The sequence below is a fragment of the Cellulomonas algicola genome (genome assembly GCF_019024305.1).
Taxonomy (GTDB): domain Bacteria; phylum Actinomycetota; class Actinomycetes; order Actinomycetales; family Cellulomonadaceae; genus Cellulomonas; species Cellulomonas algicola.
Genome location: NZ_JAHKSJ010000012.1, coordinates 37859 through 52732, shown reverse-complemented (window position 1 = coordinate 52732; position 14874 = coordinate 37859). Strand labels below are relative to the sequence as shown.

Genomic DNA, 14874 nt, shown 5'->3' with positions numbered 1-14874 from the left:
CTCTCGCTACGTCAACAACGGTCGTGGTCAGTACATCTAGGTGGTCGAGGCCCAGCCGAGTCGGGCCGCCACCACGTCTGCCGTCGCCGACGGGAACTCCTCCCAGCCCGGCTCCAGCACGTCCCGCGCCAGCGCGTGCAGCGCCCGCGCGGCCTCCTCGACGGGGGCCGCCAGTGCCGCCGCGAGCCGAGGCGCGATCTGCGGGTAGGCCGCCTCGAACCGACGCGCCGGGTCGATCGCCTCGCGGTCCCGCACCTCCGTCGGGACGCGCGCGCGGATCGCCAGCACCAGATGCTTCACGGCCCACTGGCGCACCATCTCGCCGCCGCTCAGCACCTCCCCGCGCCGGGCCCGACCCACACCGACCATCAGCTTGACCAGGACGAGCGCCGCGTCGTTCGCGGGATCCGGCTGCGGCTCGTCCGCGGCACGTCGACCGGACGACTCGACCAGCGCCGCGAGCGTCCCGTCCTCGTCGATCACGACGTCGTGGTGCACGAGCGTCGCGCCGCCGAGCTCCGCACCCGTGGCCGCCGCGAACTCCATCAGGTGCCCGTCGTCGTAGAGCACTGCGAACCCGATCGCACCCTCGCGCGCGACGGTGACGACCCGCTCCGGGTCCGGCAGCCACGAGCGCACGTCGCGCACCTCCTCGCCCTTCCCGTCCGCCGCGATCACGAAGAAGTCGTGGTCGGACCACTCGTCGCGCCGGGCGGCCTCGGACCGCGCGGCGGAGCCGAGCAGCACGAACCCCACCGCAGCGGGATGCTCGCGGACAGCCTCGACCAGCAGGTCGGTGCGACTCTCAAACGTGCGGTCGGGCATCGGTTCTCCTAGGTGCTGGACGTGCAGGACATCAGAAACGTCGGCCTCGTCCTGACCTGGGAGAGAGCCGTCATCAGGTCGGCCCCCTTCGACGGTCGGGATCAGAAGTCGTGCCAGGTGAAGGCGCGCCACGCGTCGGGCAGGTCGCGCGCGTCCGCCCATCGCGTCGTCCCCGGCGTGACCGAGACGTCGTCCGTCACTCGCCAGTCCGGCTGTCGCGGGAACATCGCCGACGCCTCGGAGACCTCGGCGGGGTCGAGCCACGCCTCGCCGCCGCTGTCGCAGAACAGGACGACGTCACCGGTCGAGGTGACGAGGGGACAGACCAGTCCCTGGTCGTCGTGGGGGCACTCCTTCAGCCACAGCATCGAGACCGCGGTCACCCGTCGTGCCACTCGACCGCGCCCCACGATGCGGGGAGCTGCTCCCGGCGCGCCCATCGGGTCGTGCGGGGCGCGACGGAGACGCCGTCGGCGACTCGCCACGTGGGCGGGTTCGGATCGATCCACGACTTCTCTGAGACCTCGGAAGGATGGAGCCAGACCTCGCTTCCCTCGTCGCACAGCAGAACCACGTGCCCGGACTCGGTGAGCACGGGGCGGATCAAGCCCTGGTCGTAGCCGGGACACCACAGCAGCCAACCCGTCATCGGCTGCTCCGAGAGCAAGGGGGTCGTCGTCGTGTCCCCTGCAGGCGGAGCATCCTCATCGCGATGACCGCGCAGCCCGCGTCCTCGGCGAGGCCAAGCACCTTTCATGGCAAGTCCTCCTCGGATCCCTTGTCGTCGCCTTCGGGGGACGACCGCGACGGCGACGGATCGCGCCGTCGCTGACGCATCCGCCGTTCGTGTGGCTACTCGAGCGCTCTCAGTTCCTCGAGCTGCTCGACGAGGGCGTCGAGGTGGGCGTCAGGTTCGAGCTCGCGTCGTCCGACGTCAGCCGTCGCGTGGAGGAGGTGCAGGACCTCCAGGTGCTCGCGTTCTGTGAAGTCCTCCAAGTTGAGCCAGTTCACGCCCGCCTCCGAGAGCTCGAGCAGGTAGTCCCGGACCCGATCGTGCTCCGTGCGTCGAGCGACAGACTCCAGCGTCCAGAAGAACATGCTCCTGGAGCCGTGCCAGATCGTGTCGTTCAGACCGAAGATCGTCCCACTCATGGTTCTCCTACGAAGAAATAGCGGTTGTCGAGCGGCGCGACGTACGCGCGGATGCGAGCGATCTGCTCAGCACTGAAGCCCGAGACGTCGACCGGTATCAGATCCGCCTTGTCGAGGTGCAGGTCGATCTGCTGGAGGAAGTCGCTCCATTGGCGCTGCGTCTGGAGGAACGCACCGTCCTGACCGCCGACAGCGTCGTACGTCGTTCCGCGAGCGTCGATCCAGTCGTAGCGCTCGTCCTTCCCGGCCCGTTCGAGACGCACTCCTCGTTCCTCCATGATCCGAATCGCCGTCCGGTACTCGACGGGACGCCACCGCTTCGTGCTCGGGTCGTGGCCGAGCGAATGCTCCCACGTGCCGGGTTCAGGTGCGTCGGGCCAGACGCGGGGCTGCGTGGCCGCCGAAGGCCGGGCGGTGCCTGCTCGCCCGAGGACGCCGGCAGCGCGTGTGCCCTTCATCGCGGTCCCGGCGAGGCCGATCGCGCCCGGGACGAAGGTGAAGACGACTGCTCCGGCTGCGCGTGCCGGGTCCTCGGACCAGGTGTCCCACGCCAACAGGGACTTCGCCGCCTCGTAGCGCACGTCCGAGCCGAGCTCGTCGGCCCGGAAGACGTCGGGCATCGAGGCCCAGGTCGTCCGCGCGGTAGCGAGGCTGAACTCCCATGTCCTGGTGTCCAGCCCGTAGTAGCCACTGCTGCCCGTCACGCCGGCCCAGACGCCGTCGACGGCGATGCCGTCCCAGAGGAAGTGCTTGATCTGGACGGCGGCGGACTTGGGACAGGGGTCGTGGCGGCGGACGACGTGGCCCCACGGCTGGTCGTCGGCGGGGAGCGTCGTCGCGCGCGAGAGGTGCAGGCCGTCCGGGGTGCACTCCCGCAGGGCGCTGTCGCCACGCGTGGCGGCGCGGATGCGGAGGGCGCACTGACGGGCTGCCTCGTCGAGCAGCGACTGCTGGACGCCGACGGCGTGCACGAGCCGGGTGTTCTCGTCGACGAGGTCCTGGTCGCCGTCCCAGCGTTCCCTCGCCGCGGCGCGGGTGCGGAAGGAGCGGGCGTCGTCGCGCAGGCCGGAGAGGGTGCGCTGGAGGGGGCGGATCGTCTCGGCGTACTCGCGGACGGCGGACGCCACCTGCGCGAGCGCGTCGGCGTAGCGCGCAGCAGCGGGCTCGACGGGGAGGATGCCGTCGAGCAGGGTGGGCGCCTCGGGGGCCTCGTAGACGGCCGACAGCGCGCGCCAGCGGTCCACGAGGTCGGCGCCGCCCGCGCGCAACGCGCGCGACGAGCCGACGAGGTCGGTGGCGAGCCGTTCGAGGTCGTCGGGCTGGAGGTCGCGGCCGGGGATCGCGTCCGGGTCGATGCCCGCGTACACCGTCACGACGTCCAGCCCCACGTCGTCTGCGCGGCACGCAGGGTCTCGCCGGCCATCTGCTCGTCGCCCGCCTGGTAGAGCGCGGACGCGTCCGAGGCGGCGCTCGCGAGGGCCGCGACGCGTGCGAGGTTCGCGGCGGTCTGGGCGGTGTACGTCTCGACGAACGCGACGAGCTCGGTCGCGACGAGGGCGTCGTGCGTGGCGTCCATGACCTCGACGCACGTGTCGGTCGCCCGCCCGGCGACGGCGGCGAGGTCCGTCGACGCCGTGTCGACGCGCTGGAGGACGCCGACCACGCCCGCGGGGTCGATCCGCCACCCCGTCACCGGGCTCGTCCTCGCGCGGCCGTGGCCGGGAGGTCGGTCGTCGTGCCTCGCGTCGTGCGCATCGCGTCCCCCTGCATGGTCCCGTCGGGCCGACCGTCGTCCCCGTCGAGCGCCGAGCGTGCCCGAGTCGCGCCCCCGCTCGTCGGAGTTGTGCACAGGTCCCCGTCTCACAGGTGGCGCACGGGTGCGCTCCAGTGCCCGTCCGGGTTCGGGGCGTTGTGTGGTCCTCGACGACGAACGACGCGTGAGCCGAGGAGGACACGATGGACGACACGACCCGCACCGGCGGCACGCCTGGCGACGAGACGCCCCGACCGGCGCAGGGCGCGAGCCCCGAGCCGGCGACGGAGGGCACGGCGCCCGACAGGACCGGCACCACGGCCGGGCCCACGGTGCCCGAGACGAGCACCACGCAAGACCGGCCGACGACGGCGGCAGCGTCGCAGCACGCCGCTCCGACGGACGCACCCGCGCCGGAAGCCGCCGCTCCGGTGAGCGCACCCGCGCGGGTGCCGGCCGCACCGGCGAGCGGACCTGCGCCGGTACCCGTCGCGCCCGAGGGTGCACCTACCCCCGTGCCGGTCGCTGCGGGCTACCCGGCCGGGACAGAGGCCGCCCCGGCCGGTCCGTACCCGCCGGGGGCCAGCTTCGGGCCGTTCCGCGCACCGACCGCCGCTGCGCCCGGCGGGCCCCGGACGCCCAAGCCGCCGCTGAGCGTGCGCCGCGGCGCCGCCGCCGGTGTGGTCGCGGGCGCGCTCGCGCTCGGTCTGGTGGTCGGTGGGGGCGCGGCGTGGGGGATCACGAGCGTGCTGGACGGGCACGACCGCACCCGGGTGTCGGACGCCGAGTGGCCGTCGCGGCCGTGGTCCGACGGTGCGCGACCGACGATGCCCGACCTGCCGGACGGCCAGGCGCCGGGTGGTCGCACGGGTCCGGGTGCGAGCGACGACGGCAGCGGCACGGGCACGACGAGCGCGCAGACCGCGACCCCCGCGAGCGACGCGCAGCAGGTCGGCGTCGTGACGATCACCAGCACGCTGGGCTACCAGGGCGGCGAGTCGGCCGGCACCGGCATGGTGCTGACGACGGAGGGGCTCGTCCTGACGAACCACCACGTCGTCGAGGGTGCGACGTCGATCAGCGTCACCGTCGAGTCGACGGGGCAGTCGTACGAGGCGACGGTCGTCGGATACGACGCGTCCGCCGACGTCGCGCTGCTGCAGCTCGCGGACGCCTCGGGGCTGGCGACGGTCACGCTCGACGACGACGGCGGCGTGCAGGTCGGCGACACGGTCACGGCCGTCGGCAACGCCGAGGGCACGGGCGACCTCGTGGCGGCGTCGGGCGAGGTCACCGGCACTGACGAGACCATGACCGCGTCGACGTCCTCGTCGGGCGGCTCCGAGACGCTGAGCGGGCTGCTGGAGTTCTCCGCGGCCGTCGTCGGCGGCGACTCGGGCGGCCCGGTCCTGGACGACGAGGGCGAGGTCGTGGGCATGACGACGGCCGCCTCGGTCGGCGGCACGGCGACGGTCGCGTACGCGGTCGACATCGTCGACGCGGTCGCGGTCGTGCAGCAGATCGAGGCCGGGCACGCGGGCGACGGCGTCGTCCTCGGCTACCCGGCGTTCCTCGGCATCGGCCTCGGCGCCGACGACGGCACGGGCGCACGCGTCGCGGGCGTGCTCGACGGGACCCCCGCGACCACGGCCGGGCTCGCGGCGGGCGACGTCATCACGGCGGTCGACGGGACCGCGGTGACCAGCGCCGACGCGCTCGCCGCGGCGCTCGCGGGCCACGCGCCGGGCGACACGGTCACGCTCACGTGGACGTCCGTCGCGACGGGCACCTCGACCGAGGCCGCGGTCACGCTGGCGCAGGGCCCGGTCGGCTGACCGGGGACGGCCGATGCCGGTCGGCCGGCGCAGAGGACGGGCGGTGCCGCGGGAGGGGACGGCACCGCCCGTCGGCGCGCGCGTCGGACGTCGTCCCTACCCTGGGGCGATGACGACCGACGTCCGCCCCGCGCACGGGCGCTTCGAGGACTTCCGCCTGGTCGTCGGCACGAAGAGCCCGACCGCCGGCGGTTGCTGGTGCACCGCGTACCGCGACTCGTCGGTGCCGAACGACCAGCGTGCGGACTACATGCGGCAGCAGTGCGCGACGGATCCCGGGCCGGGCGTCCTCGCGTACGTCGACGACGAGCCCGCGGGCTGGTGCTCGGTGGCTCCGCGCTCGACGTACAGGCGGCTCATGCGCTCGCGGACGATCCCGTTCGTCGACGACCGCGACCCGTGGAGCGTCGTCTGCTTCGTCGTCCGGCCGCCGTTCCGCAAGCGCGGCCTGATGCACGTCCTGCTCGCCGGTGCGGTGGACCACGCGCGGGCGCACGGCGCAGAGGTCGTCGAGGGCTACCCGATCGAGGCCGGGGGCAGCCGCGTCGACCTGATCTCCGGGTACGTGGGCAGCGTCGAGCTGTTCGAGGCGGGCGGCTTCGTCGTCGTCGCGCCCACCTCGGGGCGGTCAGGGGGCCGTCCGCGCGTGGTCGTCCGTCGCGAGCTCTGAGTGGGGCGCCGTCACGCCCGGTCGGCGAGCGCCGTCGCCAGGTCCGCACGGGTCCGCACACCGAGCTTCGTGTAGACGTTGCGCAGGTGGTACTCGATCGTCTTCGGGCTGAGGAACAGCGCGGCCGCCGCCTCGCGCGTCGTGCGGCCCGCGGCGAGCGTGCGGGCGACCTGCAGCTCCTGCGGCGTCAGGTGGTCGAGGCCCGTGACGTCGCGACGGTGCGCGGTCGCCCCGGTGGCGCGCAGCTCGGCGACCGCCTGATCGGCCCACGGTGCGGCGCCGAGCGCGTCGAACGTCGTGAGCGCCTCACGCAGGTGCGTGCGCGCGTCGGTCCGCCGACGTGCCCGACGCAGGCGTGACCCGTACGCGAGCTGCGTGCGCGCCGTCTCGAAGACGTCGGGGGTCCGCGCGTGCGCGGCCAGTGCGGCCCCGAACCACGTGTCGACCTCGGCGTCGGCCGCGACCAGCCCGCGGGCGCGTGCCGCCCGCGCGACGGACCACGGCTGCCCCTTCTCCTGCGCGCGGCGCGCGAGGTCGTCCGCGACCGGCACGGCGTCGGCGACGCGGTCCAGACGGACGAGCGCGTCGACCATGTCCGCGGCGGGTGACACGTCGACGTCCCCGAAGCCCAGCTCGACCAGCAGCGCGACAAGCCGCAGGTACGTGTCGAGGGCCTCCTGCGCGTCGCCGGTGCCGAGCGCGAGGTCGCCCAACGCGGCCATCGCCCACGCACGGAAGAAGCCGAGGTGCAGCGAGGTCGCGAGGTCGAGCGCCTCGGCGGCGTGCGCGCGGCACGCGTCGACCGCGCCCTGCCGCGCCTCGAGCCACGCCAGGCCCGCGAGCCCGGCGGCCAGGTCCGACGCCTGCCCGGCCTCGCGCGCGAGCCCCACCCCCTCGGTGTACGTGGCGGCGGCGTCGTTCCAGCGGTCCGTCGTGGCCTGGTCGCGCGCGACGTAGAACAGCAGCATCGGCAGCACGCCCAGGTCGGCGCGGCGGCGCAGGTGCGCGACGACGGTCGGGATGACGGCCCGCGCCGTGCCCTCCTCGCGCAGGTAGAGCGGCCCGATGACGAGCCACGGCGCGAGCGCGGGGTCCTCGAGCAGCGCGGGGTCGTCCGCGACGTGCGCGGTCGCGTCGTGCAGACGGTCGGGGCCGCCCGTCCCGGTGAGGATGTCCGCGACGCCGACGGCCATCGACCCGAGCCACCGCGCGCGGTCCGTGCGCAGGTCCGGCAGCAGGCCCTCGATGCGTCGGCCCGCGTCGGCGGCGGTCGCCATGTCGCCCGCGAACTGCGCCGCGAGGACGCCCTCGGCGAGCAGCGGCACGGCGACGTCGGAGTCCTGCGCGGTCGCCCCGGCCGCGACGAGCACGTCGCGCGCGCGCTCGACGGATCCGGTCCGTGCGGTGACGGCCCCCTCGAGCGCCGCGGCACGGAGCACGAGGTCGGGCGTGCGGGGGAGGGCCGACGACGCCGCGAGCAGGTCGAGCGCGAACTCCGCCTGGCCCGCCCGCCAGGCCGACTCGGCGGCCATGACGAGACGTCGCGCGCGATCGGCGGCGTCGGGGGTCAGCGTGGCCGCACGTTCGAAGCCGGCGGCGGCGACGGCGTGCGCACCACGGTCGCGGGCGGCCGTCGCGGCCGCGTCCAGGACCGCGGCGACGGCCTCGTCGGGCGTCGTGGTGGCCTCGCCGAGGTGCCAGGCCCGTCGGTCCAGGTCACCGGGCGGGACGACCGCGGCGAGCGCGCGGTGCACCTCGCGACGCTCGACGGGCGACGCCTCCGTCCACACCGCCGACCGCACGAGGTCGTGGCGGAACGCGACGCGTCCCGCGTCGACCGTGACCAGCCCGGCCGTCGCCGCGCCGTCGAGGTCGGCGACGTCGACGCCGAGATGCAGGCACGCGGCCGCCGTCGCCACGGGCTCGCCCGCGGCCGCCGACGCGACGAGGAGCGCGGTCCGGGCTGCCGGGGACAGCGCGTCGGCACGGGCCGCGAACGCACGCGCGAGGGACGCCGGGACCGGGATGGGAGCCCCGTCCGGCAGTGCGCCGAGCGTGCTGTCGTCGGGGAGCTCGAGCAACGCGAGCGGGTTGCCGCCCGTCGCGACGAGCAGACGCTCGCGCTCCGGCAGCGGCAGCCGGCGACCGACGCTGCGCAGCAGCGCGTCCGCGTCCTCGTCCGGGAGCCCCGTGAGGGTCATCGTCGGCAGGCCGGCCTCCATGACGGTCGACGGCTGCCCCGCCCGGATCGCGAGCAGGACGACGGCGGGGTCCGCGGTGAGGCGGCGCGCCGCGAACGTGAGCGCGTGCGCGGTCGGTGCGTCGAGGAGGTGCGCGTCGTCGACCACGAGCGCGAGTGGCGCGTCCTCCGCGGCCCGGCTCAGCAGACCGAGGACCCCCGCGCCGACGGCGAACCGCTCGCTCGCCGACCCGGGCCGCAGCGCGAGCGCCGCCCCGAGCGCGTCCGCCTGCGGCGCGGGCAGCCCGTCGAGGTGGTCGAGCACCGGGCGCAGCAGCTGCAGCAGGCCGCCGAACGGGACGTCGCGCTCGCCGACGACGCCCTGCGCGCGCAGCGTGGTCATGCCGTGCGCGGCCGCGTCGTCGGCGGCGTCGTGCAGCAGCGCCGACTTGCCGATGCCCGCCTCGCCGACCACGACGAGCGTGCCGCCCCGCCCGACGCGCGCGCCGGCCGCCAGGGAGCGGATCACCTGGCGCTCGTGCTCGCGGCCGACCAGCACCGTCCCACTCTAGGGAGACCCCAGGGGGACCCCCTGATGCGACGCGGTCGTGCGCCCCGCAAGTCTCGAACCCGGACATTCCCGTCCACGACGTCTCTCGAACAAGGAGCACCACCGTGACCCTCCAGGCCGACGCGCCGCAGCGCACCATCGACCCCGACAAGCTCATGTCCTTCGTCTTCCGTGCCGTCGACGAGGTCGGCGCCACGCTCAACACCGCGCTCGTCGTCATGGGCGACAAGCTCGGCTACTACCGCACGATGGCCGACGGCGAGCCGATCACCCCCGCGTCGCTCGCGGAGCGCACCGCGACCGCCGAGCCGTACGCGCGCGAGTGGCTGTCGGCGCAGGCCGCCGGCGGCTACGTCGAGTACGACCCGTCGACGCGCCGCTACACCCTGCCCGCCGAGCACGCGGCCGCGCTCGCCGACCCGACCAGCCCCGCGTACCTGCCGGGGTTCTTCCAGCTCGCCGCCGGCACCGTCCGTGACGCGCCGGAGATCCTCACCGCCGCGACCGACGGCGACGGGCTCGGGTGGCACGCGCACAACGCCGACGTGCACCACGGGTGCGAGCGGTTCTTCCGCACGATGTACAACGGGCACCTGCTGAACGAGTGGCTCCCGGCCCTGTCCGGCGTCGTGGAGAAGCTGACCGCCGGGGCGCGCGTCGCCGACGTCGGCTGCGGGCACGGTGCGTCGACGATCCTCATGGCGCAGGCGTTCCCGAGCTCGACGTTCGTCGGGTCCGACTACCACGCGGCGTCCATCGCGGTCGCGCGGGCCCGGGCCGAGGAGGCCGGCGTCGCGGACCGCGTGACGTTCGAGGTCGCGTCGGCCACCGAGTTCACCGGGCAGGGGTTCGACCTCGTCGCGATGTTCGACTGCCTGCACGACATGGGCGACCCCGTCGGCGCCGCGCGGTACGTCCGCCAGGCGCTCGCCGACGACGGCACCTGGATGGTCGTCGAGCCCAAGGCCGGCGACCGCGTCGAGGACAACCTCAACCCCGTCGGCCGCACGTACTACGGCTTCTCGACGCTCCTGTGCACGCCCGCGTCGCTGTCGCAGGACGTCGGCCTCGCGCTCGGCACGCAGGCCGGACCCGCGCGCATCCGCGACGTCGCGACCGCCGGTGGGTTCGGTGGCTCCTTCCGGACCGCTGCTGCGACGCCGTTCAACAACGTGTTCGAGATCCGGCCGTGAGCAGTCCGCGAGCCCCACGCCCGTCGGGTGCGCCCTGGGCCGCGGGTGCGGTCGGTCCGGGGCGAGGGGGTGACCTGGGGGCCGTGGCGGCGCAGACTGCGTCTGTGAGCCACGGCCCCGGGCCACGCCTGGGCACCACCCCAGCCGCGCCGCCGATCCCGACGTCGAGGGCGTCGCGACGCGCGGCGACGTGCGGATCGCCTGGGCCGTCTACGGCGACCACCACGACGCGTCCGTCCCGACCGTGGTGCTCGTGCCGACGTGGTCGATCGTGCCGTCGCGGTTCTGGAAGCTGCAGGTCGGCTACCTCGCCCGGCACTTCCGCGTCGTCACGTTCGACGGGCGGGGGAGCGGCGCGTCGTCGCGACCCGCCGGTGCCGCGGCCTACACCGACACCGAGTACGCGGCCGACCTGCTCGCGGTCCTCGACGCGACGTCGACACCGGCGCCCGTGCTGGTGACGTTGTCGTGCGGTGCCGCATGGGCCGTCCACCACGCCGCCCGGCACCCGTCACGCGTGCGCGGCATCGTCGCGATCGCCCCGTCGTGCGGGCTCGTCGTCGCGACCCCTGGTCGTGACGAGGTGCCCTGGGACCGTCCCCTCGACACGACGCACGGCTGGGCGAAGTACAACAAGCACTACTGGCTCGGCGGCGGGTATGACGACTTCGTCGACTTCTTCTTCCGGCGCATGTTCCCCGAACCGCACTCGACGAAGCAGATCGAGGACTGCGTCGGGTGGGCGCACGAGATCACGCCGTCGGTGCTGGCCGACACGACGGCCGGTCGGCTCGGGTGCGACGGCGCCGTGTGCGAGTCGATCGTGCCGCTCACGCGCGCCGTGACCTGCCCCGTGCTCGTCGTCCACGGGTCGGACGACCGCATCCGTCCTCTCGCGTTCGGCGAGCGGCTCGCCGAGCTCACCAGCGGGTCGCTCGTCATCCTCGACGGTGCCGGCCACGGCCCGCCCGCCCGCGACCCCGTCAAGACGAACCACCTCATCCGCTCGTTCGTCGAACGCGTCGCCGGCCCCTCCGGCGCACCGCGCGTCGAAGGACCCGTGGTGATCCCGTCCGCGTCGTCCGTCGGGTCGGCAGTCGACGCCGACAGGTCCCGGACAGGCCCCGCCGACGACGGACGCGCCGCGCCGACCCGCGTCGCCGGAGCCGGAGCCGCGGACGCCCTCGTCCGGCGCACCTGGACCCGTGCCCGCAACCGTCGACGTCGCGTGCTCTACCTGTCGTCCCCGATCGGCCTCGGGCACGCCCAGCGTGACGTCGCGATCGCCGCCGCGCTCCGAGAACGGCGTCCTGACATGGAGATCGACTGGCTCGCGCAGCATCCCGTGACCCGCGTCCTGGGCGAGCACGGTGAGCGCGTCCACCCGGCGTCCGCGTGGCTGCGCAACGAGTCCGGGCACGTCGAGCACGAGGCCGGCGAGCACGACCTGCACGCGTTCCAGGCGATTCGGCGCATGGACGAGATCCTCGTGCACAACTTCATGGTGTTCTCCGACGTCGTCGAGGGCGGCGACTACGACCTGGTCGTCGGGGACGAGGCGTGGGACGTCGACTACTTCCTGCACGAGAACCCCGAGCTCAAGCGGTTCGCGTTCGCGTGGATGACGGACTTCGTCGGCTGGCTGCCGATGCCCGACGGAGGAGCGCACGAGGCCGCGCTGACCGCCGACTACAACGCCGAGATGATCGAGCAACGTGCTCGGTTCGCGCGGGTGCGCGACAGGTCGGTGTTCGTCGGCTCGCCCGACGACGTCGTCGACCAGCCCTTCGGCCCGGACCTGCCGTCGATCCGGTCCTGGACCGCGGCGAACTTCTCGTTCGCCGGCTACGTGACGGGCTTCGACCCGGCCGCTGCCGCTGTGGAGGCGCCAGCGGTGCGCGCGGAACTCGGTGTCGGACCCGACGAGTGGCTGTGCGTCGTGACCGTCGGCGGCTCCGGCGTCGGCGGCCCCATGCTGCAGCGCGTGCTCGACGCCGTCCCCGCAGCCCGGTCGTTGGCCCCCGACCTGCGGTTCGTCGTCGTCGCCGGACCGCGCATCGACCCCGCATCGTTCTCCGCACCGGACGGCGCGACCGTGCTCGGCTACGTCCCCGACCTCTACCGCCTGTCCGCCGCGTGCGACGTCGCCGTCGTGCAGGGCGGGCTCACCACCTGCATGGAGCTCACCGCCCTGCGCAAGCCGTTCGTGTACGTCCCGCTCCGCCACCACTTCGAGCAGTCGTTCCACGTCCGCGCCCGCCTCGACCGCTACGAGGCCGGCCGCCACCTGCCCTACGAGGAGGCCGTCGACCCCGACGCCCTGGCGGAGGCCATCGCCAAGGAGGCCGGCCGCGAGGTCGCGTACCGCCCGGTCGAGACCGACGGCGCCGCCCGCGCCGCCGACCTCCTCGCCGACCTCGTCTGACCGACACGACCCGCTCGCAGACGCCTGACCGACGCGCCCTGCTCTCAGACGCCGTTCGGTCCGCGCCGCCCGGCGGCACCGGCGGGACGGCGAGCGTCGGCCCGCGCCCGAGCGACCTCAGCAGTCATCGGGCTTGGGGATGTCGGTGCAGAGGTCGTCGACCAGCCGCGAACGGCGCTCCTCGACGGTGAACGGTGCGCTCGTCGTCGCGGTCGTCGCCGTGCCGTTGACATCGCGCCACACCGTCGTGCCGTCGACCCGGTAGCGGCCCTGCCACGTGGTCGTGAGCGTCACCTGCACCGTGCCGAGCCGCTCGTAGAAGTGGAACGTGTCGTGGTTCGGCCACTCGTGCCCCGGGCTGGTCGTGATCAGGTCGGGGGACCCGTCGCCGAAGTCGTACCGGTAGCTCGCCGGCGTCGCGACGACGTCGACCCCGTACCCGAGCAGATCCGTCCGCAACGTCTGTTCGGCGGGATCGGTCATGACGATCGTCTCCTTGTTGACCAGCACCCACCCCCGATCGGGCTGCAACCGCAGCACGGGCGCCGCCAGCGGCAACCGCCGGAAGTCCGCCGCCGTCATCGTCGGTACGGCATCCTCGGGACACGAGTAGCCCAGCGCCAGCGTCCACTCAGCCGGCCACGGGTCGGTGAACTCGGCCCGCGTCTGCCGCCACAGTGGCAGGACGGGTGGCCCGTCGACGCAGACGGGGACGGGCACCGTGGTGTTCGACGGCCCGCATGCGATCCGGCCGTCCCCATCGCTGTCGCCCTCACCGAACACGTCGTCGGCGTCGCCCATCTCGGCGACAGCCCCGGTCGCCATGTTGCACATCGGGGCTCGCGCGTACCTCGTGGTGGCACGCGCTGGATCGGCGTCGCGCCCTCGTCGGAACTCCTGCTCCGCTCGAAAGGCCGTCATCACGATCGAGTCGTCTTCTGCTTCGTCCGTGATCTCCAGAGCGTGCGACGGAGCGGTCGTCACTCCGACAACCGCCGTCGCGAGCATCGCGACAGTCGCGGCACGCCTCACGCGAGGACCTCGTACGACACACCGCGGATAGACCACGCCCCCGACTCGTGGAGCACGATCGCATCGATCGAGTAGGTGTGGCCCGGATACGTCTTGAGGGTGGTGCCGAACTTGTCTACTTCTGAGGACGGCGCTTCGACGAGAGTGAGCTTGAGGGAGTACCAGTTGCCGAGCACGACTTCGGTTCCGAACTGATCAGAGATCGTGTAGCCGCCGCCAACCGACCGGTCGCCCTTGGACAGAAGTTCCTCGATGGAGCCAGTGATGCTGTTGCAGAACTCGCACTCGGGATGGCTCATGGCCTTCGCTTCGGTGACGTCGCCCGCCTGCTGGGCGTAGGGGAGCAACTGCAACCAGTAGGTGAGGACTGCCTGTGCGGACTCGACAGTCGGCGCCGCGTCGAGTGCCAGAGGTCGAGAGGGTTTCACTCCGTCCGGTAGCGCCGCGATCGTGCCCGGCGTGGTCGGCGTCGGAGCCGCAGCGACACTCGGTGCCCCTGAGGACGTCGCCGACTGGCTAGGGCTCGCGGACGCGTCGCGTCTCGCGTCTTCCTTTGTGCAGCTCGTTACGCCAGCGGCGATCAGTGCGACACCTGCTGCCGCGACGGCCGTGCGTATGCGGCCGTGCCCCCGTGCGCGGTTCGACATGGGGCGAAGGTAGTCGAACCGGACATCTCGGCGACGACCTCATCCGCAGCCCGGGCACCCCAGGTGACGAGTATGGGCAGCAGCCATGCGCCCGGGAATGAGTGCGACGGGGGCGGCGTTTGGGCAGTAGGCTGGACTGTGCCGCTCCGCAGGTGCGCCTCGGGTCGGCAGCTTGAAAACTGAACATGGGGGTGATCGGTTTCGACGGTGATCGTCGAGCCAGGAGAAGCGGGTCGAGGACGCACGGTTATCTCGTCAACGCTCCGTGCAAATCATAGGTGCCGATAACAAGCGCACCGACTTCGCCCTCGCCGCCTGAGCGAGCCTCGAAGTCCGTCGGCCTAAGTACGCTCTCGACTTAGTTCCCGGCGTCATCTAGAGAGCCACTGCTGGTCCTCATCGTCAGTGTGAGGATCGGGACTTCTAGCTGACTGGGCCTGTCCACCTTCTCGTCCGTGGGAGTGGTGGAGGCCGAGAAAATCCATCACGGACTGCACCCGGAGAATCCCTGGTTCCACGTCATCGGACGCGGGTTCGATTCCCGCCACCTCCACGTACCGACGAAGGCCCGCCCTGCTCTGCAGGGCGGGCC

The 14874-nt window shown here is 73.4% G+C and carries 13 protein-coding genes and 1 other RNA gene; 5 read left to right on the top strand and 9 right to left on the bottom strand.

Annotation, left to right across the window (positions count from 1 at the left end; all coding sequences use genetic code 11):
• Nucleotides 1-36 precede the first annotated feature (36 nt).
• The 6 genes from KOV94_RS10595 to KOV94_RS21260 all read right to left on the bottom strand — a co-directional run bounded on the left by KOV94_RS10595 (nucleotide 37) and on the right by KOV94_RS21260 (nucleotide 3670).
• Entirely contained in the window at nucleotides 37-825 is a 789-nt protein-coding gene (locus tag KOV94_RS10595) for a hypothetical protein (RefSeq protein WP_124343773.1), read from the bottom strand.
• Between the two features lie 101 nt (nucleotides 826-926).
• The gene (locus KOV94_RS10590; RefSeq protein ID WP_200829773.1) at nucleotides 927-1208 is read right to left on the bottom strand and encodes a hypothetical protein; all 282 of its coding nucleotides are present in this window, start codon (nucleotides 1206-1208) and stop codon (nucleotides 927-929) included.
• Nucleotides 1205-1474, bottom strand: coding sequence for a hypothetical protein (locus KOV94_RS10585; protein ID WP_124343772.1), 270 nt, complete (start codon nucleotides 1472-1474; stop codon nucleotides 1205-1207). Before KOV94_RS10585 ends, KOV94_RS10590 begins: the two co-directional genes overlap by 4 nt.
• Before the next feature lie 203 nt (nucleotides 1475-1677).
• Nucleotides 1678-1977: a hypothetical protein gene (locus KOV94_RS10580; RefSeq protein WP_124343771.1), complete on the bottom strand. Its 300-nt coding sequence runs from the start codon at nucleotides 1975-1977 to the stop codon at nucleotides 1678-1680.
• Entirely contained in the window at nucleotides 1974-3365 is a 1392-nt protein-coding gene (locus KOV94_RS10575; protein ID WP_218052007.1) for a hypothetical protein, read from the bottom strand. The genes KOV94_RS10580 and KOV94_RS10575 overlap by 4 nt, the downstream gene beginning before the upstream one ends.
• A complete protein-coding gene (locus tag KOV94_RS21260) occupies nucleotides 3347-3670 on the bottom strand; it encodes a DUF6507 family protein (protein WP_124343769.1) in 324 nt (107 codons plus the stop codon). Before KOV94_RS21260 ends, KOV94_RS10575 begins: the two co-directional genes overlap by 19 nt.
• Nucleotides 3671-3933: 263 nt before the next feature.
• Here KOV94_RS21260 and KOV94_RS10565 point away from each other — a divergent pair, with 263 nt between their 5' ends.
• A complete protein-coding gene (locus tag KOV94_RS10565) occupies nucleotides 3934-5565 on the top strand; it encodes a S1C family serine protease (RefSeq protein ID WP_218052006.1) in 1632 nt (543 codons plus the stop codon).
• Between the two features lie 109 nt (nucleotides 5566-5674).
• A complete protein-coding gene (locus KOV94_RS10560) occupies nucleotides 5675-6235 on the top strand; it encodes a GNAT family N-acetyltransferase (protein WP_162351443.1) in 561 nt (186 codons plus the stop codon).
• 11 nt (nucleotides 6236-6246) lie between these two features.
• Here KOV94_RS10560 and KOV94_RS10555 read toward each other — a convergent pair whose 3' ends face one another.
• Nucleotides 6247-8973 carry a helix-turn-helix transcriptional regulator gene (locus tag KOV94_RS10555; protein WP_218052005.1) on the bottom strand — a complete coding sequence of 909 codons (2727 nt, stop codon included), beginning with the start codon at nucleotides 8971-8973 and terminating at the stop codon, nucleotides 6247-6249.
• 116 nt (nucleotides 8974-9089) lie between these two features.
• Between KOV94_RS10555 and KOV94_RS10550 the strand changes: the two genes are divergently transcribed.
• Nucleotides 9090-10178 (top strand): class I SAM-dependent methyltransferase, encoded by a 1089-nt coding sequence (locus KOV94_RS10550; protein ID WP_235843480.1) that lies wholly within the window; start codon nucleotides 9090-9092, stop codon nucleotides 10176-10178.
• Between the two features lie 190 nt (nucleotides 10179-10368).
• Complete coding sequence (locus tag KOV94_RS21255; protein WP_308160485.1) at nucleotides 10369-12603, top strand: alpha/beta fold hydrolase; 2235 nt, start codon at nucleotides 10369-10371, stop codon at nucleotides 12601-12603.
• 117 nt (nucleotides 12604-12720) lie between these two features.
• On the opposite strand, the gene KOV94_RS10540 is transcribed toward KOV94_RS21255, so the two are convergent.
• The gene (locus tag KOV94_RS10540; protein WP_218052004.1) at nucleotides 12721-13428 is read right to left on the bottom strand and encodes a hypothetical protein; all 708 of its coding nucleotides are present in this window, start codon (nucleotides 13426-13428) and stop codon (nucleotides 12721-12723) included.
• 203 nt (nucleotides 13429-13631) lie between these two features.
• Entirely contained in the window at nucleotides 13632-14282 is a 651-nt protein-coding gene (locus KOV94_RS10535; protein ID WP_218052003.1) for a DUF6318 family protein, read from the bottom strand.
• 187 nt (nucleotides 14283-14469) lie between these two features.
• On the opposite strand from KOV94_RS10535, the gene ssrA reads away from it, so the two are divergent.
• Nucleotides 14470-14838, top strand: a transfer-messenger RNA (tmRNA) gene (gene ssrA, locus KOV94_RS10530).
• Nucleotides 14839-14874: the final 36 nt, after the last annotated feature.